29 protein-coding genes and 1 pseudogene are annotated in these 23,211 nt (G+C 66.7%); all 30 read left to right on the top strand.

Going from position 1 to position 23,211, the window contains the following annotated elements:
* Positions 1-48 precede the first annotated feature (48 nt).
* The 30 genes and pseudogenes from ACGFI6_RS19610 to map all read left to right on the top strand — a co-directional run bounded on the left by ACGFI6_RS19610 (position 49) and on the right by map (position 23,145).
* Positions 49-3,909, top strand: a complete 3,861-nt coding sequence (locus ACGFI6_RS19610) for a DNA-directed RNA polymerase subunit beta' (protein ID WP_393120376.1) — start codon at positions 49-51, stop codon at positions 3,907-3,909.
* Between the two features lie 141 nt (positions 3,910-4,050).
* Positions 4,051-5,334, top strand: a complete 1,284-nt coding sequence (locus ACGFI6_RS19605) for a nuclear transport factor 2 family protein (protein WP_393120374.1) — start codon at positions 4,051-4,053, stop codon at positions 5,332-5,334.
* A gap of 329 nt (positions 5,335-5,663) precedes the next feature.
* Positions 5,664-6,038 (top strand): 30S ribosomal protein S12, encoded by a 375-nt coding sequence (gene rpsL / locus ACGFI6_RS19600; RefSeq protein WP_130384649.1) that lies wholly within the window; start codon positions 5,664-5,666, stop codon positions 6,036-6,038.
* Complete coding sequence (gene rpsG / locus ACGFI6_RS19595; protein WP_184840555.1) at positions 6,038-6,508, top strand: 30S ribosomal protein S7; 471 nt, start codon at positions 6,038-6,040, stop codon at positions 6,506-6,508. Before rpsL ends, rpsG begins: the two co-directional genes overlap by 1 nt.
* A 121-nt stretch (positions 6,509-6,629) precedes the next feature.
* Positions 6,630-8,690, top strand: coding sequence for an elongation factor G (gene fusA / locus ACGFI6_RS19590; protein ID WP_393121263.1), 2,061 nt, complete (start codon positions 6,630-6,632; stop codon positions 8,688-8,690).
* A gap of 72 nt (positions 8,691-8,762) precedes the next feature.
* Positions 8,763-9,956 carry an elongation factor Tu gene (gene tuf / locus ACGFI6_RS19585; protein WP_393120372.1) on the top strand — a complete coding sequence of 398 codons (1,194 nt, stop codon included), beginning with the start codon at positions 8,763-8,765 and terminating at the stop codon, positions 9,954-9,956.
* 373 nt (positions 9,957-10,329) lie between these two features.
* Positions 10,330-10,638 carry a 30S ribosomal protein S10 gene (rpsJ, locus tag ACGFI6_RS19580; protein WP_012923688.1) on the top strand — a complete coding sequence of 103 codons (309 nt, stop codon included), beginning with the start codon at positions 10,330-10,332 and terminating at the stop codon, positions 10,636-10,638.
* Positions 10,639-10,654: 16 nt separating this feature from the next.
* Complete coding sequence (rplC, locus tag ACGFI6_RS19575) at positions 10,655-11,311, top strand: 50S ribosomal protein L3 (protein ID WP_393120370.1); 657 nt, start codon at positions 10,655-10,657, stop codon at positions 11,309-11,311.
* The gene (gene rplD, locus ACGFI6_RS19570) at positions 11,308-12,000 is read left to right on the top strand and encodes a 50S ribosomal protein L4 (protein WP_393120368.1); all 693 of its coding nucleotides are present in this window, start codon (positions 11,308-11,310) and stop codon (positions 11,998-12,000) included. The genes rplC and rplD overlap by 4 nt, the downstream gene beginning before the upstream one ends.
* A complete protein-coding gene (gene rplW / locus ACGFI6_RS19565) occupies positions 11,997-12,302 on the top strand; it encodes a 50S ribosomal protein L23 (RefSeq protein ID WP_393120366.1) in 306 nt (101 codons plus the stop codon). Before rplD ends, rplW begins: the two co-directional genes overlap by 4 nt.
* On the top strand, positions 12,302-13,135 hold the full coding sequence (gene rplB / locus ACGFI6_RS19560; RefSeq protein WP_393120364.1) for a 50S ribosomal protein L2: 834 nt from the start codon (positions 12,302-12,304) through the stop codon (positions 13,133-13,135). The genes rplW and rplB overlap by 1 nt, the downstream gene beginning before the upstream one ends.
* 15 nt (positions 13,136-13,150) lie before the next feature.
* Positions 13,151-13,432, top strand: coding sequence for a 30S ribosomal protein S19 (gene rpsS / locus ACGFI6_RS19555; protein ID WP_329003461.1), 282 nt, complete (start codon positions 13,151-13,153; stop codon positions 13,430-13,432).
* Positions 13,433-13,487: 55 nt separating this feature from the next.
* Positions 13,488-13,949: pseudogene (gene rplV / locus ACGFI6_RS19550) on the top strand (50S ribosomal protein L22); the annotation flags it as partial.
* A 145-nt stretch (positions 13,950-14,094) separates the two neighbouring features.
* A complete protein-coding gene (gene rpsC, locus ACGFI6_RS19545) occupies positions 14,095-14,973 on the top strand; it encodes a 30S ribosomal protein S3 (RefSeq protein WP_393120361.1) in 879 nt (292 codons plus the stop codon).
* 4 nt (positions 14,974-14,977) lie between these two features.
* Complete coding sequence (rplP, locus tag ACGFI6_RS19540) at positions 14,978-15,397, top strand: 50S ribosomal protein L16 (protein ID WP_393120359.1); 420 nt, start codon at positions 14,978-14,980, stop codon at positions 15,395-15,397.
* Positions 15,397-15,672: a 50S ribosomal protein L29 gene (rpmC, locus tag ACGFI6_RS19535; protein WP_393120357.1), complete on the top strand. Its 276-nt coding sequence runs from the start codon at positions 15,397-15,399 to the stop codon at positions 15,670-15,672. The genes rplP and rpmC overlap by 1 nt, the downstream gene beginning before the upstream one ends.
* Positions 15,669-15,965, top strand: coding sequence for a 30S ribosomal protein S17 (gene rpsQ / locus ACGFI6_RS19530; protein ID WP_393120355.1), 297 nt, complete (start codon positions 15,669-15,671; stop codon positions 15,963-15,965). Before rpmC ends, rpsQ begins: the two co-directional genes overlap by 4 nt.
* A gap of 112 nt (positions 15,966-16,077) precedes the next feature.
* Entirely contained in the window at positions 16,078-16,446 is a 369-nt protein-coding gene (gene rplN, locus ACGFI6_RS19525; RefSeq protein WP_077019238.1) for a 50S ribosomal protein L14, read from the top strand.
* Between the two features lies 1 nt (position 16,447).
* Positions 16,448-16,834 (top strand): 50S ribosomal protein L24, encoded by a 387-nt coding sequence (rplX, locus tag ACGFI6_RS19520; protein ID WP_393120353.1) that lies wholly within the window; start codon positions 16,448-16,450, stop codon positions 16,832-16,834.
* A complete protein-coding gene (rplE, locus tag ACGFI6_RS19515; RefSeq protein ID WP_393120351.1) occupies positions 16,834-17,406 on the top strand; it encodes a 50S ribosomal protein L5 in 573 nt (190 codons plus the stop codon). Before rplX ends, rplE begins: the two co-directional genes overlap by 1 nt.
* Position 17,407: 1 nt before the next feature.
* Positions 17,408-17,593, top strand: coding sequence for a type Z 30S ribosomal protein S14 (locus tag ACGFI6_RS19510; RefSeq protein WP_012923674.1), 186 nt, complete (start codon positions 17,408-17,410; stop codon positions 17,591-17,593).
* Positions 17,594-17,687: 94 nt separating this feature from the next.
* Complete coding sequence (gene rpsH, locus ACGFI6_RS19505) at positions 17,688-18,095, top strand: 30S ribosomal protein S8 (protein ID WP_393120348.1); 408 nt, start codon at positions 17,688-17,690, stop codon at positions 18,093-18,095.
* 27 nt (positions 18,096-18,122) lie between these two features.
* Entirely contained in the window at positions 18,123-18,665 is a 543-nt protein-coding gene (rplF, locus tag ACGFI6_RS19500; RefSeq protein WP_393120347.1) for a 50S ribosomal protein L6, read from the top strand.
* Positions 18,666-18,667: 2 nt separating this feature from the next.
* The gene (gene rplR, locus ACGFI6_RS19495) at positions 18,668-19,051 is read left to right on the top strand and encodes a 50S ribosomal protein L18 (RefSeq protein ID WP_393120345.1); all 384 of its coding nucleotides are present in this window, start codon (positions 18,668-18,670) and stop codon (positions 19,049-19,051) included.
* Between the two features lie 28 nt (positions 19,052-19,079).
* On the top strand, positions 19,080-19,679 hold the full coding sequence (gene rpsE, locus ACGFI6_RS19490; RefSeq protein ID WP_393120343.1) for a 30S ribosomal protein S5: 600 nt from the start codon (positions 19,080-19,082) through the stop codon (positions 19,677-19,679).
* Positions 19,679-19,861: a 50S ribosomal protein L30 gene (rpmD, locus tag ACGFI6_RS19485; RefSeq protein ID WP_130384629.1), complete on the top strand. Its 183-nt coding sequence runs from the start codon at positions 19,679-19,681 to the stop codon at positions 19,859-19,861. The genes rpsE and rpmD overlap by 1 nt, the downstream gene beginning before the upstream one ends.
* Before the next feature lies 1 nt (position 19,862).
* Positions 19,863-20,303, top strand: a complete 441-nt coding sequence (gene rplO / locus ACGFI6_RS19480) for a 50S ribosomal protein L15 (protein ID WP_393120341.1) — start codon at positions 19,863-19,865, stop codon at positions 20,301-20,303.
* 135 nt (positions 20,304-20,438) lie between these two features.
* Positions 20,439-21,740: a preprotein translocase subunit SecY gene (secY, locus tag ACGFI6_RS19475; RefSeq protein WP_393120339.1), complete on the top strand. Its 1,302-nt coding sequence runs from the start codon at positions 20,439-20,441 to the stop codon at positions 21,738-21,740.
* Positions 21,740-22,312, top strand: coding sequence for an adenylate kinase (locus ACGFI6_RS19470; protein ID WP_393120337.1), 573 nt, complete (start codon positions 21,740-21,742; stop codon positions 22,310-22,312). The genes secY and ACGFI6_RS19470 overlap by 1 nt, the downstream gene beginning before the upstream one ends.
* Before the next feature lie 11 nt (positions 22,313-22,323).
* A complete protein-coding gene (gene map / locus ACGFI6_RS19465; RefSeq protein WP_393121261.1) occupies positions 22,324-23,145 on the top strand; it encodes a type I methionyl aminopeptidase in 822 nt (273 codons plus the stop codon).
* Positions 23,146-23,211: the final 66 nt, after the last annotated feature.

Raw genomic sequence — 23,211 nt, 5'->3', positions numbered from 1 at the left:
AACAACCAACTCACTCAGACCACCTTTAGCAACGGGAGATAACACATCGTGCTCGACGTGAACTTCTTCGACGAGCTTCGGATCGGCCTGGCCACTGCGGACGAGATTCGCCAGTGGTCGCACGGCGAGGTCAAGAAGCCGGAGACGATCAACTACCGGACGCTCAAGCCCGAGCGTGACGGTCTGTTCTGCGAGAAGATCTTCGGTCCCACCCGGGACTGGGAGTGCTACTGCGGCAAGTACAAGCGCGTTCGCTTCAAGGGCATCATCTGCGAGCGGTGTGGCGTCGAGGTCACCCGCTCCAAGGTGCGCCGTGAGCGGATGGGCCACATCGAGCTGGCCGCGCCGGTCACCCACATCTGGTACTTCAAGGGTGTCCCGTCGCGGCTCGGCTACCTGCTCGACCTCGCCCCGAAGGACCTCGAGAAGGTCATCTACTTCGCGGCGTACATGATCACCGACGTCGACGACGAGTCGCGGCACCGCGACCTGTCCTCGCTCGAGGGTCGGGTCGACGTGGAGCGCAAGCAGCTCGAGAACCGTCGTGACAACGACATCGAGACGCGGCTGAAGAAGCTCGAGGAGGACCTGGCGCAGCTCGAGGCCGAGGGCGCCAAGGCCGACGTCCGCCGCAAGGTCAAGGAAGGCGCCGAGCGTGAGGTCAAGCAGCTGCGCGACCGTGCGCAGCGCGAGATCGACCGCCTCGACGAGGTCTGGACCCGGTTCAAGAACCTGAAGGTCCAGGACCTCGAGGGCGACGAGATCCTCTACCGCGCCATGAAGGAGCGGTTCGGCAAGTACTTCGAGGGCGCCATGGGTGCCGCCGCGATCCAGCGCCGGCTGGAGACCTTCGACCTGAAGGCCGAGGCGGACAACCTGCGCGAGACGATCAAGACCGGTAAGGGCCAGCGCAAGACCCGCGCCCTGAAGCGGCTCAAGGTCGTCACCGCGTTCCTGGCCACCAACAACAGCCCGATGGGCATGGTCCTGGACTGCGTCCCGGTGATCCCGCCGGACCTGCGCCCGATGGTGCAGCTCGACGGTGGCCGGTTCGCCACCTCGGACCTGAACGACCTGTACCGCCGGGTGATCAACCGGAACAACCGGCTCAAGCGGCTGCTCGACCTGGGCGCGCCGGAGATCATCGTCAACAACGAGAAGCGGATGCTGCAGGAGGCCGTCGACGCGCTGTTCGACAACGGCCGCCGTGGCCGTCCGGTCACCGGCCCGGGCAACCGGCCGCTGAAGTCGCTGTCCGACATGCTCAAGGGCAAGCAGGGTCGTTTCCGTCAGAACCTGCTGGGCAAGCGCGTCGACTACTCGGGCCGTTCGGTCATCGTGGTCGGCCCGCAGCTGAAGCTGCACCAGTGCGGTCTGCCGAAGGCGATGGCGCTGGAGCTGTTCAAGCCGTTCGTGATGAAGCGGCTGGTCGACCTCAACCACGCGCAGAACATCAAGTCCGCCAAGCGGATGGTGGAGCGCCAGCGCGCCCAGGTCTGGGACGTACTGGAAGAGGTCATCACCGAGCACCCGGTCCTGCTGAACCGTGCACCAACCCTGCACCGGCTCGGCATCCAGGCGTTCGAGCCGCAGCTGATCGAGGGCAAGGCGATCCAGATCCACCCGCTCGTCTGCTCCGCGTTCAACGCGGACTTCGACGGTGACCAGATGGCGGTGCACCTGCCGCTGTCGGCCGAGGCGCAGGCCGAGGCCCGGATCCTGATGCTGTCGACCAACAACATCCTGAAGCCGGCCGACGGCCGTCCGGTCACGATGCCGACGCAGGACATGATCATCGGCATCTACTTCCTGACGATGCTGAAGGACGGCGCCAAGGGCGAGGGCCGGGCGTTCGGCTCGGTGGCCGAGGGCATCATGGCCTTCGACCGCGGTGAGCTCGCGCTGCAGGCCAAGATCACGCTGCGGCTGAGCGGTTCGGGTGCTCCGGCGGACGCGATCGAGCTGCCGGGCGGTGGCTTCGGCATGGAGACGACCCTGGGCCGCGCGCTGTTCAACGAGGCGCTGCCGGCGGACTACCCGTTCGTCGACACCGAGGTCGGCAAGAAGCAGCTCGGTGGGATCGTCAACGACCTCGCCGAGCGGTACACCAAGGTCGAGGTGGCGCACGCGCTGGACGCGCTGAAGGACCTCGGCTACTACTGGTCCACCCGGTCCGGTGTCACGGTGTCGATCGACGACTTCAGCACCCCGCCGAGCAAGCCCGAGATCATGGCCCGGTACGAGTCCCAGGCCGAGAAGGTCCAGAAGCAGTTCGAGCGGGGTCTGATCACCTCGTCCGAGCGGCGTCAGGAGCTGATCGAGATCTGGACCGGCGCCAACGCCGAGGTCGGTAAGGCGATGGAGGAGAACTTCGCCAAGGACAACCCGATCTGGATGATGGTGCACTCCGGTGCCCGAGGCAACATGATGCAGATCCGGCAGATCTCCGGTATGCGTGGTCTGGTGGCCAACCCGAAGGGCGAGATCATCGCCCGGCCGATCAAGTCCAACTTCCGCGAGGGCCTGTCGGTGGTCGAGTACTTCATCGCCACCCACGGTGCCCGGAAGGGCCTGGCCGACACCGCGTTGCGGACCGCCGACTCGGGTTACCTGACCCGTCGTCTGGTGGACGTGTCGCAGGACGTGATCATCCGCGAGGAGGACTGCGGGACCGAGCGGGGCCTGCCGAAGCAGATCGGCGAGAAGGACCCGAGCGGCAAGGTCGTGCACGCCGAGAACGTGGAGACCAGCGCGTACGCGCGGACCCTGGCCACCGACGCCATCGATGCCGACGGCAACGTCGTGCTCGCCGGTGGCGCCGACCTGGGCGACGTGTCGATCGCGAAGCTGGTCGCGGCCGGGATCGAAGAGGTCAGGGTCCGGTCGGTGCTCACCTGTGACGCCAAGACCGGTACCTGCGCGAAGTGCTACGGCCGTTCGCTGGCGACCGGCAAGCCGGTCGACATCGGCGAGGCGGTCGGCATCATCGCGGCCCAGTCCATCGGTGAGCCGGGCACGCAGCTGACGATGCGTACCTTCCACACCGGTGGTGTCGCGGGTGATGACATCACCCACGGTCTGCCGCGTGTGGTCGAGCTCTTCGAGGCACGTCAGCCCAAGGGCAAGGCGCCGATCGGCGAAGCAGCCGGCCGGATCGCCGTCGAGGACACCGACAAGACCCGGAAGCTGGTGCTCACCCCGGACGACGGTTCCGAGGAGGTCGCCTACCCGGTGTCGAAGCGGGCCCGCCTGCTGATCGAGGACGGTCAGCACATCGAGGTCGGTCAGCAGCTGACGCAGGGTACGCCGGACCCGCAGGAGGTTCTGCGGATCCTGGGTGTCCGCAAGGCGCAGGAGCACCTGGTGGACGAGGTCCAGGAGGTGTACCGGTCGCAGGGTGTGGCCATCCACGACAAGCACATCGAGATCATCGTCCGGCAGATGCTGCGCCGGGTCACGGTGATCGAGTCCGGCGAGGCGAACCTGCTGCCGGGTGAGCTTGCCGACCGGATCATGTTCGAGGCGGAGAACCGCCGCGTCGTGGCCGAGGGCGGTACGCCGGCCTCGGGTCGTCCGGTGCTGATGGGTATCACCAAGGCCTCGCTGGCCACCGAGTCGTGGCTGTCGGCCGCCTCCTTCCAGGAGACGACCCGGGTCCTGACCGAGGCCGCGATCCACGGCAAGTCCGACTCCCTGGTCGGTCTGAAGGAGAACGTCATCATCGGCAAGCTGATCCCGGCCGGTACGGGCATGGACCGGTACCGCAACATCCGGGTGGAGCCCACCGAGGAGGCGAAGGCCGCGATGTACTCGATGGTCGGCTACGAGTCGTACGACTACGACTTCGGCCCGTCGTCCGGACAGTCGGTCCCGCTCGACGACTTCGACCTCGGTTCCTACAAGAACTGAGCCGAGTCACTCCGCGCAGGGCGGTATCTCCCCAACGGGAGGTGCCGCCCTCGCGGCTTTTACCAGCCGGTACGGCGGGTGCCGGAAAAGACACTCGGGGTGGCGGCTGAAAGTGTGCCCGTCATGCGCCAAGATTGGTGCATGACGGATCTGCCGGCCTACCTGCGGCCTTTCGTCTTGGGGGTTCTGGAAGGTTCTGATGTACGCGTCGATCGCCTGGGGGAGATCGACCTGTACCGCCCGCCCGGTACCGCCCGAGGCGGCGCAATTCTTTTCGTGCACGGGGGACCCGGACCGGCCGAGCTCGAGGTGATGCCTCGGGACTGGCCGGTCTACAAGGGCTACGCGACCGCTGCCGCCAGGCGAGGCCTGGTGGCCGCAGTCGTCGACCACAGCCTGATCCACGGACTCGACCGCCTGGTCGAGGCCGCGGACGAGGTGGAGGCTGCGGTCGGCGTACTGCGTTCGGATCCACGAGTCGACCCCGATCGGGTCGGGCTGTGGTTCTTCTCGGGCGCCGGCCTGCTGGCCGGGGAGTGGCTGGACAGCCGCCCCGACTGGCTGCGCTTCGTGGCTCTCAGCTACCCCCTGCTCGCCACCCCGCCCGGTGTCGACGATCTGGTAACCGCCGCCGACGTGATCGGCAACCTCAAGGACCTGCCGGTGCTACTGACAAGAGCTGGACTCGAGCGTGAGGAGCTCGCCGGTCCGGTAGCGGAGTTCGTCTCCGCGGGTGGCACCGCGCTGGACATCATCGACGTACCGAAAGGGCACCACGGGTTCGACATGCTCGACCACACCGAAGAATCACGCGCCGCCGTGACCAAGGCTCTCGACTGGGCGATCGCCCACCTCGGCGAGGAGCCCGGCACCGACGGCAAGCTCCTCGTCCCACCCCCGGCCAAGAAGAAGACCACCACGCCCCGGCGGACCACACCCGCCGCCAGATCCAGGGAAGCCCTGGCAGTCAAGAACGCTCCGGCGCCCGCTCCGGTCGTTGTCCCTGCACCGGTGTCCGCGCCCGCTCCGACGCCCGTAGGCGGCTCTGTACAGCCTCCGCCGGCCGACCTGGGGGTGACGACCGTTGCGGCCGTCACCGCCGAGACAGCGGCCGCGCGTGCGGTCGCCCGGGAGCACGCCGCGTACGCCGCGCACGACCTCGAGGCGTTCCTCGCGATGTACTCGCCGACCGCCCGGATCCGGCTCGCCGACGGCTCGGAGCTCAAGGGCCGGCGCTTCCTGCGGGAGTTCTACCGCCCGCGCTTCGACGCCGGCCGCTGCAAGACCGAGATCATCCAGAAGCTGACGCTGGGGGAGTGGGTGGTCGAGCACGTCCTCACCTACGACGAGGGCGCGGCGGTCCCGCAACTGGCTCTGTACCGGGTCAGCGAAGGCCTCATCACCGACGTCGAGTTCCGCGTCTGAACGACACCTGCGCAGGGCCTCTGGAAGCGTTTGCCAAGGGTTGTCCCGGAGGCCCTGTACACTGGTCAGGCGGAGGGTCCTCGACCGCGGCCGGTTACTCATTTTGACCGTGCTTGAGGCACCCGCTAGTCTTAACGATCGTGCCCGGGGTCTTTCCTGGGCCGTCATGCGTGCCCCTCGTCCAACGAACCGGGCCGCGTGGCACGGGACTCCCGCCGACAGTCTGGAAGATTACGGCGTCGGTCTGCTCGTGCGCACGCGACACACCCGACCGCGGGGGTCAGGTAAAAGCTACAAACCCAGCCGGACGACAGAAAGAGACCCACGCGGTGCCCACCATTAACCAGCTGGTCCGCAAGGGCCGCCAGGACAAGGTGTCCAAGAACAAGACGCCGGCCCTGAAGGGTTCCCCTCAGCGTCGTGGTGTGTGCACGCGCGTCTACACGACCACGCCGAAGAAGCCGAACTCGGCGCTCCGCAAGGTTGCGCGTGTTCGCCTCACCAGCGGTATCGAGGTCACCGCCTACATTCCGGGCGTCGGCCACAACCTGCAGGAGCACTCGATCGTGCTCGTCCGCGGCGGCCGGGTGAAGGACCTCCCGGGTGTCCGGTACAAGATCATCCGCGGTTCGCTCGACACCCAGGGTGTGAAGAACCGGAAGCAGGCTCGCAGCCTTTACGGCGCGAAGAAGGAGAAGAGCTAATGCCGCGCAAGGGCCCGGCCCCGAAGCGCCCGGTCATCATCGACCCGGTCTACAGTTCGCCGCTCGTCACCCAGTTGATCTCCAAGATCCTGGTCGACGGCAAGAAGCAGATCGCGCAGAGCATCGTCTACAGCGCGCTCGAGGGCACTCGCACCAAGACCGGCACCGACCCGGTGATCACGCTGAAGCGTGCGCTGGACAACGTGAAGCCGAGCATCGAGGTGAAGAGCCGCCGCGTCGGTGGCGCGACCTACCAGGTCCCGATCGAGGTCAAGCCGGGCCGGTCGACCACGCTCGCGCTGCGCTGGCTGACGTCGTACTCGCGGGCTCGTCGCGAGAAGACCATGTCCGAGCGCCTGATGAACGAGATCCTGGATGCGTCCAACGGTCTCGGTGCATCGGTGAAGCGCCGCGAGGACACGCACAAGATGGCCGAAGCCAACAAGGCTTTCGCCCACTACCGCTGGTGATCCGGGGTCCGATCCGGACCCCAGCTCACACCCTTTGACGCAGTACAGAATCGAGAGGTAGACCACCGAGGTGGCCGTACAAATCACCACCGACCTGGCCAAGGTCCGCAACATCGGGATCATGGCCCACATCGACGCCGGCAAGACGACGACGACCGAGCGGATCCTCTTCTACACCGGTATCACTTACAAGATCGGTGAGGTCCACGACGGCGCCGCCACGATGGACTGGATGGAGCAGGAGCAGGAGCGCGGCATCACGATCACGTCCGCCGCGACGACCTGCACCTGGAAAGACCACACCATCAACATCATCGACACCCCCGGGCACGTCGACTTCACCGTCGAGGTGGAGCGCTCGCTGCGCGTCCTCGACGGCGCCGTCGCGGTGTTCGACGGTGTTGCCGGTGTCGAGCCGCAGTCCGAGACCGTGTGGCGCCAGGCTGACCGGTACGGCGTACCCCGCATCTGCTTCGTGAACAAGCTGGACCGGACCGGCGCCGAGTTCATGCGCACGGTCGACATGATCGTCGACCGGCTGGCCGCGGTGCCGCTGGTGCTGCAGCTGCCGATCGGTTCCGAGGGCGACTTCATCGGTGTCGTCGACCTGGTCGGGATGCGCGCGCTGACCTGGCGCGGCGAGACCACGATGGGTGAGGACTACACCGTCGAGGAGATCCCGGCCACCCACACCGAGATCGTCGCCGAGTGGCGCGACAAGCTGATCGAGACGCTGGCCGAGGCCGACGACGAGATCATGGAGCAGTACCTCGAGGGCGAGGAGCCGACCCAGGAGCAGCTCGTGGCGGGTATCCGTCGCGCGACCCTGGCGAGCAAGCTGACCCCGGTCCTGACCGGTACCGCCTTCAAGAACAAGGGCGTCCAGCCGCTGCTCGACGCGATCAACGCCTACCTGCCGAGCCCGATCGACGTCCCGGCCATCGAGGGCCACGACGTCAAGGACCCGGAGAAGGTCGTGCTGCGCAAGCCGGACGACAGCGAGCCGTTCTCGGCGCTGGCGTTCAAGATCGCGGCCGACCCGCACCTGGGCAAGCTGACCTTCATCCGGGTGTACTCCGGCAAGCTGGAGACCGGCACGCAGGTGCTGAACCCGACGAAGGGCCGCAAGGAGCGGATCGGCAAGATCTACCGGATGCACGCGAACAAGCGTGAGGAGATCGCCTCGATCGGCGCCGGCCACATCGTCGCGGTGATGGGTCTGAAGGACACCACCACCGGTGAGACGCTGGCGGACGCCTCGAAGCCGGTCGTCCTGGAGTCGATGCAGTTCCCGGCCCCGGTCATCTCGGTCGCCATCGAGCCCAAGTCGAAGGCCGACCAGGAGAAGCTGGGTGTCGCGATCCAGCGGCTCGCCGAGGAGGACCCGACCTTCCAGGTCCGGACCGACGAGGACACCGGCCAGACGATCATCGCCGGTATGGGTGAGCTGCACCTCGAGGTGCTGGTCGACCGGATGAAGCGCGAGTTCCGCGTCGAGGCCAACGTCGGCAAGCCGCAGGTCGCCTACCGCGAGACGATCAAGAAGAAGGTCGAGAAGGTCGACTACACGCACAAGAAGCAGACCGGTGGTTCGGGTCAGTTCGCGCGTGTGATCATCAACATCGAGCCGACCTCGGTCGAGGCCGGTGGCGAGGGTGGCTACGAGTTCGTCAACGCCGTCACCGGTGGCCGCATCCCCCGGGAGTACATCCCGTCGGTGGACGAGGGCGCCCAGGAGGCAATGGAGTTCGGCGTACTGGCCGGCTACCCGATGGTGGACGTCAAGGTCACGCTGACCGACGGTGCCTACCACGATGTCGACTCTTCCGAGCTGGCCTTCAAGATCGCCGGTTCGATGGCCTTCAAGGACGCCGCCCGGCGGGCGACTCCGGTCATCCTGGAGCCGATGTTCGCGGTCGAGGTGATCACGCCCGAGGACTACATGGGTGAAGTGATCGGCGACCTCAACTCCCGTCGTGGCTCGATCCAGTCCATGGACGAGGGCCCCGGTGGCAGCCGAGCGATCAAGGCTTCGGTGCCGCTGTCCGAGATGTTCGGGTATGTCGGTGACCTACGGTCGAAGACCCAGGGCCGCGCGTCGTACTCGATGCAGTTCGATTCCTACGCCGAGGTTCCGAAGAACGTGGCGGAAGAGATCATCAAGAAGGCTCGCGGCGAGTAATCTCGCCCCGGACCAACCAACCCACAGCGCGTCGGCGTACGGCGTAAGTCAACATTTTCCAGGAGGGCCCCAGTGGCTAAGGCGAAGTTCGAGCGGACTAAGCCGCACGTCAACATCGGCACCATCGGTCACATCGACCACGGTAAGACCACTCTTACCGCGGCGATCACCAAGGTGCTGCACGACAAGTACCCGACGCTCAACGAGGCATCGGCCTTCGATCAGATCGACAAGGCGCCGGAAGAGCGCCAGCGCGGTATCACCATCTCCATCGCGCACGTCGAGTACCAGACCGAGGCCCGGCACTACGCCCACGTCGACTGCCCGGGTCACGCGGACTACATCAAGAACATGATCACCGGTGCGGCCCAGATGGACGGTGCGATCCTGGTCGTCGCCGCCACCGACGGCCCGATGCCGCAGACGCGTGAGCACGTGCTGCTCGCCCGTCAGGTCGGCGTGCCGGCGATGGTCGTCGCCCTGAACAAGTGCGACATGGTCGACGACGAGGAGATCCTGGAGCTCGTCGAGCTCGAGGTTCGCGAGCTGCTCTCGGAGCAGGAGTTCGACGGCGACAACGCGCCGATCGTCCGCGTCGCCGCTCACCCGGCGCTGCAGGGCGACGCCAAGTGGGCCGAGTCGATCCTCGAGCTCATGGACGCGGTGGACTCCTACATCCCGCAGCCGGAGCGCGAGATCGACAAGCCGTTCCTGATGCCGGTGGAGGACGTCTTCACCATCACGGGTCGCGGTACGGTCATCACCGGCCGGATCGAGCGCGGCGTCGTCAAGGTCAACGAGACTGTCGACCTGATCGGTATCCGCGACGCCAAGCAGACCACCACGGTCACCGGCATCGAGATGTTCCGCAAGCTGCTCGACGAGGGCCAGGCCGGTGAGAACGTCGGTCTGCTGCTGCGTGGCACCAAGCGCGAGGACGTCGAGCGCGGCATGGTCGTCATCAAGCCGGGCACCACGACCCCGCACACGAACTTCGAGGCGTCGGTCTACATCCTTTCCAAGGAGGAGGGCGGCCGTCACACGCCGTTCTTCCAGAACTACCGCCCGCAGTTCTACTTCCGTACCACCGACGTCACCGGTGTCGTCACGCTGCCCGAGGGCACCGAGATGGTCATGCCGGGCGACAACACCGACATGACGGTCGAGCTGATCCAGCCGATCGCCATGGAGGAGAACCTCAAGTTCGCGATCCGTGAAGGTGGCCGTACCGTCGGCGCCGGCCGGGTCACCAAGATCATCAAGTGATCTCATGAGGTCCGCGAGGGCTCGATCCTGAGCCCCGCGGACCTCTGCTTTGCGCCCGATCCGGCGCTCAGGTGGTACCGGATCGGGCGGCAAAGCCACCGATTGGCGTTCCGGCGCTGATCTCTGGCACAATATTCAGGTTGCTCAGGCTAGGCCGCCGGGGTGCGCCCCAGATCTTCTTGATCTGGCTGGTGCGCCGGACCGGAGACCAAGCCGAGGCTCCGGTCCGAGACCGGGGCCCCGATTCCCACCAGGGTCGAAGAGCGGTGAGTCACGTGTGTGCGGCGCAGTTTTGCACTCGATCGGCGACACACCCGACCGCGGGGGTCGGAGCAACGCAACGGAAGACGATAGAGAAGGACGAAGCGAAGCGATGGCGGGACAGAAGATCCGCATCCGGCTGAAGGCCTACGACCACGAGGTCATCGACAGCTCGGCGCGCAAGATTGTCGACACGGTGACGCGTACTGGTGCGAAGGTTGCTGGCCCGGTGCCGTTGCCGACGGAAAAGAACGTGTTCTGCGTCATCCGCTCGCCGCACAAGTACAAGGACAGCCGCGAGCACTTCGAGATGCGCACTCACAAGCGGCTCATCGACATCATCGACCCCACGCCGAAGACCGTCGACTCGCTGATGCGTCTCGACCTGCCGGCTGGTGTCGACATCGAGATCAAGCTCTGAGGACGCGGAAAGACCAATGAGCCACGTGAAGAACACGCGCGGGCTGCTGGGCACCAAGCTCGGCATGACCCAGACCTGGGACGAGAACAACCGCGTCGTCCCCGTCACCGTCGTCCAGGCCGGACCCTGTGTCGTCACCGGAGTCCGTACGTCGGACCGGGACGGCTACGACGGCGTCCAGATCGCCTTCGGCGACATCGACCCCCGCAAGGTGACCAAGCCGATGCGCGGTCACTTCGACAAGGCCGGCGTGACGCCGCGGCGCCACCTGCTGGAGCTGCGCACCGCCGACGCCAGCGAGTACACCCTGGGCCAGGAGATCAAGGCCGAGGCCTTCGCCGCCGGTGAGCGCGTCGACGTCTCCGCCACCAGCAAGGGCAAGGGCTTCGCCGGTGTCATGAAGCGGCACGGCTTCCACGGCCTGCGCGCCACCCACGGTGTGCACAAGAAGCACCGCTCGCCGGGTTCCATCGGCGGCTGCGCCACCCCGGGCCGGGTCTTCAAGGGCCTGCGGATGGCGGGCCGGATGGGCCACGAGCAGGTCACCACGCAGAACATCTCCGTGCACGCGATCGACACCGAGCGCGGCCTGATCCTGCTGAAGGGTGCGGTTCCCGGCCCCAAGGGCGGCCTGGTGCTGATCCGCAACGCCGCGAAGGGAGCTGCCAAGTGAGCACCGTCGACGTCGTCGTCGTCAAGGGCGACAAGGTCAGCAAGAAGGGTTCCGCCGAGCTTCCGGCCGAGCTGTTCGACGTCCAGGTCAACGTGCCGCTGATCCACCAGGTCGTGGTGGCGCAGCTGGCCGCCGCCCGTCAGGGCACGGCCAAGGCGAAGACCCGGGGCGAGGTGTCCGGCGGTGGCGCCAAGCCGTACCGCCAGAAGGGCACCGGTCGCGCCCGTCAGGGTTCGACCCGCGCGCCGCAGTTCACCGGTGGTGGCGTCGTCCACGGCCCGGTGCCGCGCGACTACAGCCAGCGGACCCCGAAGAAGATGATCGCCGCCGCGCTCCGCGGTGCGCTGTCCGACCGGGCCCGTGACGGCCGGGTGTTCGTGGTCGAGAGCTTCGTGGACGGCGACACGCCGTCGACCAAGTCGGCCCTGAAGGTGCTCAGCGAGGTCACCGACCCGGGCAAGGCCCTGGTTGTCGTCGACCGCGCGGACGAGCTCACCTGGCTGAGCCTGCGCAACGTGCAGCACGTGCACCTGATCGCTGCCGACCAGCTGAACGCGTACGACGTTCTGGTCAGCGACGCGGTCGTGTTCACCAAGGGAGCGCTGGACGCGTTCGTGGCCGGCGCCCCGAAGGGCAAGTCCGTCAAGGCCGTCGCCACGTCGACTGAAGCCGAGGAGGTAGAGGCATGAGCCACGGAGTCAACAAGGACCCGCGGGAAGTGCTGCTCCGGCCGGTCGTCAGCGAGAAGAGCTACGGCCTGCTCGACGAGCAGAAGTACACGTTCGAGGTCGCACCGGACGCCAACAAGACCGAGATCAAGCTCGCGGTCGAGAAGGTCTTCGACGTCAAGGTCAGCGACGTGAACACCCTGAACCGCAAGGGCAAGCGCCGTCGGACCCGGTCCGGCTTCGGCAAGCGCCCGGACACCAAGCGGGCGATCGTGACCCTCAAGGGTGACGACCGCATCGATATCTTCGGAGGCCAGTCGTAATGGGAATCCGCAAGTACAAGCCGACGACGCCGGGCCGCCGTGGCTCGAGCGTGGCCGACTTCGTCGAGCTCACCCGTTCGACCCCCGAGAAGTCGCTGCTGCGTCCGCTGCCGAAGAAGGGCGGCCGGAACAGCTCGGGCAAGATCACCACCCGGCACCACGGTGGCGGTCACAAGCGGGCGTACCGGCTGATCGACTTCAAGCGCTACGACAAGGACGGCGTGCCGGCCAAGGTCGCGCACATCGAGTACGACCCGAACCGCACCGCGCGGATCGCGCTGCTGCACTACGTGGACGGCGAGAAGCGCTACATCCTCGCCCCGTCGAACCTGCAGCAGGGCACCGTCGTCGAGAACGGCCCGGCCGCCGACATCAAGGTGGGCAACAACCTGCCGCTGCGCAACATCCCGGTCGGTTCCACCATCCACGCGGTCGAGCTGCGACCGGGCGGTGGCGCCAAGATGGCCCGCTCCGCCGGTTCCAGCATCCAGCTGGTCGCGAAGGAAGGCCGGATGGCCACCCTGCGGATGCCGTCCGGCGAGGTCCGGATGGTCGACGTACGCTGCCGCGCCACCCTCGGTGAGGTCGGCAACGGCGAGCAGTCCAACATCAACTGGGGCAAGGCGGGCCGGATGCGCTGGAAGGGCAAGCGCCCGACCGTCCGCGGTGTCGCGATGAACCCGGTCGACCACCCGCACGGTGGTGGTGAGGGTAAGACCTCGGGTGGTCGTCACCCGGTGTCCCCGTGGGGTCAGCCTGAGGGCCGGACCCGCACCCGCAAGGAAAGCGACCGCATGATCGTCCGGCGCCGCAAGGCCGGCAAGAAGCGCTGATAGGAGCCGGCCAGAATGCCACGCAGCCTCAAGAAGGGCCCGTTCGTCGACCACCACCTGGCAAAGAAGGTGGAGGTGCAGAACGAGAAGGGCACCAAGAACGTCATCAAGACCTGGTCCCGCCGATCGATGATCGTGCCGGACATGATCGGCCACACGATTGCGGTGCACGACGGCCGCAAGCACGTGCCGGTGTTCGTGACGGACGCGATGGTCGGGCACAAGCTCGGCGAATTCGCCCCGACCCGGACGTTCAGGGGTCACGAGAAGGACGACCGCAAGTCACGGCGTCGCTGATCCCCGCAGGGTTCAGTGACTTAGCGATAGCAATCTACGGAGAGATTCGAACATCATGAGCGTTCAAGAGCGTAGGGCGACCAGCGCCCGTCGCGAGAGCCTGCTGGGCGAGCAGCCCGGGGCCTTCGCGGTCGCGCGCTTCGTCCGCGTGACGCCGATGAAGGCGCGCCGCGTGGGCGATCTGGTGCGCGGTCTGGGCGTCGACGACGCACTCGCCACTCTGAAGTTCGCCCCGCAGGCTGCTGCCGCGACCGTGTACAAGGTCGTCGACAGCGCCGCGGCGAACGCCGAGGGCACCGAGCACCTGAGCCGGGCCGACCTGGTCGTGTCCAAGGTTCTGGTCGACGAGGGACCGACGCTGAAGCGTCACCGTCCTCGCGCCCAGGGCCGGGCCACCCGGATCGACAAGCGGACCAGCCACATCACCGTCGTGGTCGAGCCGCGGGTCACCGAGGAGGAGGCTCCGAAGGCACCGGCCAAGAAGGCCGCTGCCAAGAAGACCGCGGACCAGGCAGCCACGGCCAAGAAGGCGCCGGCGAAGAAGGCGGCCAAGAAGGCCGCCGACAAGCCGGCCGAGGACCAAGGCGCGGAGAAGCCGGCCAAGAAGGCGACCGCCAAGAAGGCCGCCAAGAAGGCCACCGCTGAGAAGAAGGAGTCCTGACGTGGGACAGAAGGTCAACCCGCACGGGTTCCGTCTCGGCATCAGCACCGATCACAAGAGCCGCTGGTACGCCGACAAGCTGTACAAGGACTACGTGGGCGAGGACGTCAAGATCCGTCGCCTGCTGAGCAAGGGCATGGAGCGCGCCGGCATCTCCCGTGTGGAGATCGAGCGCACCCGTGACCGGGTCCGGGTCGACATCCACACCGCTCGTCCGGGCATCGTCATCGGTCGCCGTGGCGCCGAGGCGGACCGGATCCGGGGCAGCCTTGAGGAGCTCACCGGCAAGCAGGTGCAGCTGAACATCCTCGAGGTGAAGAACTCCGAGGTCGACGCTCAGCTGGTCGCGCAGGGCGTGGCCGAGCAGCTGTCCGGCCGCGTGGCGTTCCGCCGCGCGATGCGCAAGGCGATGCAGACCACCATGCGTGGCGGCGCCCTGGGCATCCGGATCCAGTGCTCCGGCCGGCTCGGTGGCGCGGAGATGTCGCGGTCGGAGTTCTACCGCGAAGGCCGCGTCCCGCTGCACACGCTGCGGGCCGACATCGACTACGGCTTCTACGAGGCCCGGACGACCTTCGGCCGGATCGGCGTGAAGGTCTGGATCTACAAGGGCGACGTCGCCGGCACCCGCGCGGAGCGCGAGGCGCAGGCAGCGGCCCGGGCCGCCACCCAGCAGCGTGGCCGTCCGGCCCGCCGTGACGGCGGCGACCGCGGTGACCGTGGCGGTCGCGGAGGCGACCGTGGTGGCCGTGGCGGTCGCGGTGGCGACCGTCGGGACTCGCGCAACGACAACAACGCTGCCGCGGCGACCGACAAGGCCGCCGAGACCAGCGCGCCGGTAGCCGACAAGGCCGCCGAGACGACCGGAACGGAGAGCTGACAACATGCTCATCCCCCGCAAGGTCAAGCACCGCAAGCAGCACCACCCGAAGCGGACTGGTGCGGCGAAGGGCGGAACGACGCTCGCCTTCGGTGAGTTCGGCATCCAGGCCCTGGAGAGCCACTACGTCACCAACCGGCAGATCGAGTCCGCGCGTATCGCGATGACCCGGCACATCAAGCGTGGCGGCAAGGTGTGGATCAACATCTACCCCGACCGCCCGCTGACCAAGAAGCCGGCCGAGACCCGGATGGGTTCCGGTAAGGGTTCGCCGGAGTGGTGGATCGCGAACGTCAAGTCCGGTCGCGTGCTGTTCGAGCTGTCCGGTGTCCCGGAGGACATCGCCCGTGAGGCGATGCGCCGTGCGATCCACAAGTTGCCGATGAAGTGCCGCTTCATCTCCCGAGAGGCAGGTGAGAACTGATGGCTACCCTGACCGCCGCCGAGCTGCGGAACCTGGGCCGGGACGAGCTGCTGAGCAAGCTCGGCGAAGCCAAGGAGGAGCTGTTCAACCTCCGGTTCCAGGCTGCCACGGGCCAGCTGGAGTCCCACGGCCGGCTGCGCGCCGTCCGTAAGGACATCGCCCGCATCTACACGGTGCTGTCCGAGCGTGCGCTCGGCATCACCGAAGAGGTCGACGCACCGGTCGAGGCCGGCGCCGAGGACTCCGCGGACGACAGTGAGAAGGCGAACGCATGAGCGAGAACGTGAAGGACGAGACCGTGAGCACGACCACCGAGGCGCGAGGCCGCCGGAAGACCCGTGAGGGCCTGGTGCTGAGCGACAAGATGGACAAGACCGTTGTGGTCGAGGTCGAGGACCGCGTCAAGCACGCGCTCTACGGCAAGGTCATCCGGCGCACGAGCAAGCTCAAGGCGCACGACGAGCAGAACGCCGCCGGCATCGGCGACCGTGTCCTCCTGATGGAGACCCGGCCGCTGTCGGCGACCAAGCGCTGGCGCGTCGTCGAGGTCCTCGAGAAGGCCAAGTAGCTGTTCCCGGTCGGCTGTGCTCGAGGGCACAGCGACCGGCAACCATTCGAAATTATTCGTTCCGCAAGGCTCACGGACGTGAGAACCAGCGAGACAACCAGGAGATCAACAGATGATCCAGCAGGAGTCGCGACTGAAGGTCGCCGACAACACGGGCGCGAAGGAGATCCTTTGCATCCGCGTTCTCGGTGGCTCCGGTCGGCGCTACGCCGGTGTCGGTGACACGATCGTCGCCACCGTCAAGGACGCGATCCCCGGCGGTGGTGTGAAGAAGGGTGACGTCGTCAAGGCGGTCATCGTGCGGACCGTGAAGGAGCGCCGGCGTCCGGACGGCTCCTACATCCGCTTCGACGAGAACGCCGCGGTGATCCTGAAGGCCGATGGCGAGCCGCGCGGGACGCGCATCTTCGGCCCGGTCGGCCGGGAGCTGCGCGAGAAGCGCTTCATGAAGATCATCTCGCTCGCGCCGGAGGTGCTCTGAGATGGCCCAGAAGAAACTGCACGTGAAGAAGGGCGACCAGGTCCGTGTGATCTCGGGTCGTTCGAAGGGCCTTGAGGGCAAGATCATCCAGGTCTTCCCGAACGACGAGAAGGTCATCGTCGAGGGCGTCAACCGGGTGAAGAAGCACACCAAGGTGCAGCAGGCCCAGCGCGGCGGCACCACCGGTGGCATCGTCACCCAGGAAGCCCCGATCCACGTTTCGAACGTGATGCTTCTCGTCGAGGTCGACAAGGACGGCAAGAAGCAGAAGGTGACCACCCGCGTCGGTTACAACCGCGTCGAGGTGCAGAAGCGCCGTCCCGACGGTTCGACGTACACCGGTACCCGGAGCGTCCGGATCGCCCGGCGTACCGGCGAGGAGATCTGATGAGCACCGCAGTAACCGAGAGCAAGGTCCAGCCGCGGCTGAAGACGAAGTACCGCGAGGAGATCGTCGGCAAGCTGCACGAGGAGTTCAAGTACGCGAACGTCATGCAGGTGCCCGGGCTCACCAAGATCGTGGTGAACATGGGCGTCGGCGAGGCGGCGCGCGACTCGAAGCTGATCGACGGCGCGGTGAAGGACCTGGCCGCGATCACCGGCCAGAAGCCGCAGGTCACCAAGGCCCGCAAGTCGATCGCGCAGTTCAAGCTGCGTGAAGGGATGCCGATCGGCGCCCACGTGACGCTGCGCGGCGACCGGATGTGGGAGTTCCTGGACCGGCTGCTGGCGCTCGCGCTGCCCCGGATCCGCGACTTCCGCGGTCTGTCGCCCAAGCAGTTCGACGGCACCGGGAACTACACCTTCGGCCTGACCGAGCAGGTGATGTTCCACGAGATCAACCAGGACCGCATCGACCGGGTCCGGGGCATGGACATCACCGTGGTGACCACCGCGACGAACGACGACGAGGGTCGGGCCCTGCTGCGGGCGCTCGGCTTCCCGTTCAAGGAGAACTGACGTGGCGAAGACAGCACTCAAGGTCAAGCAGGCCCGGAAGCCGAAGTTCGCGGTGCGCGGTTACACCCGTTGCCAGCGCTGCGGCCGGCCGAAGGCGGTCTTCCGCAAGTTCGGCCTCTGCCGGATCTGCCTGCGGGAGATGGCACACCGGGGCGAGCTGCCCGGCGTGACCAAGTCCAGCTGGTGACCGTCTCCACCCCAGAACTTCTCCCCATTCACCACCATCTAGTCACCGTAGGTCGCCGAACGGCGAAACCACGGCGGGAAAGAGGCCCCAGGCCATGACGATGACCGACCCGATCGCAGACATGTTGACGCGTCTGCGGAACGCCAATCAGGCGTACCACGAGTCGACCACGATGCCGTACAGCAAGATCAAGCAGGGCATCGCCGACATCCTTCAGCAGGAGGGCTACATCGCCTCCTACAAGGTCGAGGAGCCCAAAGAGGGCGCCGTCGGCAAGACGCTGAGTGTCGACCTGAAGTTCGGCCCGAGCCGGGAGCGCTCCATCGCGGGTGTTCGCCGGATCTCGAAGCCGGGCCTCCGGGTCTACGCGAAGTCGACCAACCTGCCCAAGGTCCTCGGTGGCCTGGGCGTCGCGATCATCTCGACGTCCCAGGGACTGCTGACCGACCGTCAGGCCAAGAACAAGGGCGTCGGCGGGGAAGTCCTCGCCTACGTCTGGTGACGAAGAACCGGAAGGAGGACCACTGAAATGTCTCGCATCGGTAAGCTCCCGGTCTCGGTCCCGTCCGGCGTCGACGTCACGATCGACGGCCAGACGGTCACCGTCAAGGGTCCGAAGGGTCAGCTGTCGCACGTCGTCGCTGAGCCCATCGCTGTAGGCCGGGACGACGACGGCGCAATCGCCGTCACGCGCCCCGACGACCTGCGCAAGAGCAAGGAACTGCACGGCCTGTCCCGCACCCTGATCGCCAACCTGGTCACCGGGGTCACGGACGGCTACGAGAAGAAGCTCGAGATCGTCGGTGTCGGTTACCGGGTGATCTCCAAGGGCCCGACCCAGCTGGAGTTCTCGCTGGGGTACAGCCACACCATCACGGTGGACGCGCCGGAAGGCATCTCGTTCAACGTGGAGGCGCCGACGCGGTTCTCGGTGATCGGCATCGACAAGCAGTCGGTCGGCGAGGTCGCTGCGAACATCCGCAAGCTGCGTAAGCCCGAGCCGTACAAGGGCAAGGGTGTGCGGTACGCCGGCGAGCAGGTGCGCCGCAAGGTCGGAAAGGCTGGTAAGTAACCATGGCGATCGGACTGCGTCCGCACAAGCACTCCGCCAAGAAGACGGCCTCCCGGCTGCGTCGTCAGATCCGGGTCCGCAAGAAGATCAACGGCACGGCCGACCGGCCGCGGCTGGTGGTCAGCAAGTCCTCGAAGCACCTGTTCGTTCAGGTCATCGACGACGTGGCCGGCAAGACGCTGGCGTCGGCTTCCACCATGGAGGCCGACCTGCGTGGCGCGGAGGTGAACAAGACCGACAAGGCGAAGACCGTCGGCGGTCTGATCGCCGACCGGGCCAAGGCCGCCGGCATCGACTCGGTCGTGTTCGACCGGGCCGGGAACAAGTACCACGGCCGCATCGCGGCGCTGGCCGACGCCGCCCGCGAGGGTGGGCTCGGCTTCTGATGGCGACAAGGGAAGAAGGTAGTTCGAAATGAGCGGAGGCCAGCAGCGTCGCGGAGGCGGCGCCGGTGGTGAGCGCCGTGGCCGCGACGGTGGTCGCGGTCAGCAGGCGGACAAGACCGCCTACATCGAGCGCGTGGTAGCCATCAACCGGGTCGCCAAGGTCGTGAAGGGTGGTCGTCGCTTCAGCTTCACCGCCCTCGTGGTCGTCGGTGACGGTGAAGGCACCGTCGGTGTGGGTTACGGAAAGGCCAAGGAGGTGCCCGCGGCGATCGCCAAGGGCGTCGAGGAGGCCAAGAAGTCGTTCTTCAAGGTGCCGCGGGTCCAGGGCACCATCCCGCACCCGGTCCAGGGCGAGAAGGCCGCAGGCGTTGTCATGCTGCGTCCGGCCGCTCCCGGTACCGGTGTGATCGCGGGTGGGTCGGCGCGCGCCGTACTGGAGTGCGCCGGGATCCACGACATCCTCAGCAAGTCGCTGGGCTCGTCGAACTCCATCAACGTGGTGCACGCCACGGTGGAGGCGCTGCGCAGCCTGGAGACCCCGGAGGCCGTGGCCGCTCGTCGTGGGCTCACGGTCGAGCAGGTCGCCCCTGCGGCGCTGCTGAAGGCGCGGGCGGAGGCGGCTTCCTGATGGCACGCTTGAAGGTGACCCAGACGCGTTCCGGCATCGGTGGCAAGCAGAACCAGCGCGACACGCTGCGCACCCTGGGGGTCAAGCGGATCGGCGACAGCGCCGTCCACGAAGACAAGCCCGAGGTTCGCGGGATGGTCCGTGCGGTTCGCCACCTCATCACCGTCGAGGAGGTCGACTGACATGGCGCTCAAGGTTCATCACCTGCGTCCGGCGCCCGGTGCCAAGACCGCCAAGACCCGCGTGGGTCGTGGTGAGGGCAGCAAGGGCAAGACCGCCGGCCGCGGTACCAAGGGCAGCAAGGCGCGTAACAACATCCCCGAGTGGTTCGAGGGTGGCCAGATGCCGCTGCACATGCGGCTCCCGAAGCTGAAGGGCTTCAAGAGCAGGAACCGAGTGGAGTTCCAGGTCGTTAACCTGGACAAGCTCGGACAACTGTTCCCCGAAGGTGGCGAGATCGGCATTGCCGACCTGGTCGCCAAGGGCGCGGTTCGTAGCGGTCAGCCGGTCAAGGTACTGGGTGACGGCGAACTGACCGTGGCACTGCAGGTCTCGGCCAGCAAGTTCTCCAAGTCAGCCACGGACAAGATCCAGGCGGCCGGGGGAACCACGACCGAGGTGTGACACGAGGTCCAGGGCTCGTAACGGCCGGTGCTTGATATCCTGCGCCGGTCGGACGGGCCCTGGCTCGTCTCTTGCCCAGCGGCTTAGCTAGGCCCCTGCCGTGCCCGCGGCAAGGGAAACATGTGGGAGGACAGGGTGTTAAGCGCCTTCGCCAACGCGTTCAAGACGCCGGACCTGCGCCGGAAGATCTTGTTCGTGCTCTTCATTGTCGTGATCTTCCGGATCGGCTCCGTGGTGCCGGCCCCGGGTGTGAACGTTCAGTCGCTGCACACCTGTATCAAGATCTCGCAGGGCGGCCAGAACGCCAACCTGTACAGCTTGATCAACCTGTTCTCCGGCGGGGCGCTGCTGCAGCTCGCGATCTTCGCGCTCGGCATCATGCCCTACATCACCGCCAGCATCATCCTGCAGCTGCTCACCGTGGTCATCCCGCGGCTGGAGTCGCTGAAGAAGGAGGGCCAGGCGGGCCAGGGCAAGATCACGCAGTACACCCGGTTCCTCACCGTCGGCCTCGCGATCCTGCAGTCCACCGCGTTCGTGGCGCTGGCCCGGACCCCCGGCCGGCTGTTCCAGGGCTGCACCGAGCCGCTGCTGTACAAGGACGACTGGTTCACCGTCACCGTGATGGTGCTGACCATGACCGCCGGCACCGGCGTGATCATGTGGCTGGGTGAGCTGATCACCGACCGTGGTGTCGGTAACGGTATGTCGATCCTGATCTTCACCCAGATCGTCGCCACCTTCCCGACGAACCTGTGGAGCATCCGCAAGCAGAAGGGCGTCACCACCTTCGTCGTGGTGATCGCGATCGGTCTGGTCATCATGGCCGCGGTCATCTTCATCGAGCAGGCCCAGCGCCGGATCCCGGTGCAGTACGCGAAACGCATGGTCGGCCGGAAGATGTTCGGCGGTACGTCGACGTACATCCCGCTGAAGGTCAACCAGGCCGGTGTGATCCCGGTGATCTTCGCTTCGAGTCTGCTGTATCTACCGGTCCTGGTCAGTCAGTTCCAGCAAGGCAAGGGCTGGTCGAACTGGATCCAGGCCAACTTGGTCAAGGGCGACCATCCGATCTACATGGTGACCTACGTCGCCTTGATCATCTTCTTCACGTACTTCTACGTCTCGATCACCTTCAACCCGAAGGAAGTCGCGGACAACATGAAGAAGTACGGCGGCTTCATCCCGGGGATCCGCGCGGGACGGCCGACGGAGGAGTACCTGAAGCACGTGTTGGACCGCATTACGCTGCCCGGCGCGATCTACCTTGCGGCGATCTCGATGATCCCGCTGGTCGCTCTCGTCCTGCTGAACGCGAGTCAGAACTTCCCGTTCGGTGGTACGTCGATCCTGATCATGGTCGGCGTCGGTCTGGACACGGTGAAGCAGATCGAGTCTCAGCTGCAGCAGCGAAACTACGAAGGGTTCCTGCGCTGATGAGAATGTTGCTGATGGGTCCGCCCGGGGCGGGCAAGGGTACGCAGGCAAAGGTGCTTGCCGATCGCCTGAATATCCCGGCCGTGTCCACCGGCGACATCTTCCGTGCGAACGTCAAGGACGAGACGCCGCTCGGTGTCGAGGCGAAGCGGTACATGGATGCCGGCGACTACGTCCCCGACGAGGTCACGAACGCGATGGTGCGGGACCGGCTGTCCGAGGCCGACGCCGGTGACGGCTTCCTCCTCGACGGCTACCCGCGGACGCTGGCCCAGGTCGGCACGCTGGACGAGATCATCGCCGACCACGGGCACATGCTGGACGCGGTGGTGGCGCTGGTCGCCGACACCGACGTGCTCGTCGGCCGGATGCTCAAGCGCGCCCAGTCCGAGGGCCGTTCGGACGACTCCGAAGAGGTCATCCGGCACCGCCAGGACGTGTACGCGGCCGAGACCAAGCCGTTGCTGGCTGTCTACGCGCAGCGTGGCCTGCTGGTCGAGGTGGACGGCGTCGGCGAGATCGACGAGGTCAGCGAGCGCGTCCTCGTCGCCCTGAAAACCGTAACGGAGTAAGACAGCACGTGATGTTCAGGGACCGCGGTATCGAGATCAAGACCCGCGAGCAGATTCTGGCGATGCGCAAGGCCGGCCTGGTGGTCGGCCGGACGCTGGAGCTGCTCCGCGGTGCGGTCCGGGCCGGCATCAGTACCGGCGAGCTGGACGCGATCGCGGAGGACAACATCCGGTCCTCCGGCGCGACGCCGTCGTTCAAGGGGTACCACGGGTTCACCGGCTCGATCTGCGCGTCGGTGAACGACGAGATCGTGCACGGCATCCCCGGCGAGCGGGTGCTCGCCGACGGCGACCTGATCTCGATCGACTGTGGTGCGATCGTCGACGGCTGGCACGGCGATGCGGCGGTCACCGTCGGCGTCGGTACGGTCGGCGACGAGCTCCTGGAGCTGGCGCGGATCTGCGAGGAGTCGATGTGGCGCGGGTTCGCGGCCGCACGGCTCGGTGGCCGGCTGTCCGACATCTCGGCCGCGGTCGAGGCGCACGTCCGGGCCAACTCGTCGTACGGGATCGTCGAGGACTTCGTCGGGCACGGGATCGGTTCGGCGATGCACCAGCCGCCGAACGTGCCGAACTTCGGTCGTCCCGGGCGCGGGCCGAAGCTGGTCGAGGGGATGGCGCTGGCGGTCGAGCCGATGCTGACGTTCGGCAAGCAGGACAACCACACGCTCGAGGACGACTGGACCGTCGTCACCGACGACGGGCGCGCGGCCGCACACACCGAGCACACGTTCACTCTCACTCCGCAAGGACCGTGGGTGCTGACCGCGATCGACGGCGGCGAATCCAAGCTCGCCGAGCTCGGCATCAAGTTCGGCGCCCTGGCCGACTGAGCTGATCGACTGACGCTCCGGGTCCACCCGTTGGGGGACGCGGGCGGACCGCTGCTGAGGCACACT

This window comes from Kribbella sp. NPDC048928 (assembly GCF_043197975.1).
Classification (GTDB): Bacteria; Actinomycetota; Actinomycetes; order Propionibacteriales; family Kribbellaceae; genus Kribbella.
The sequence above is the reverse complement of the archived record's forward strand: the minus strand, read 5'-3'. Positions and strand labels throughout refer to the sequence as shown.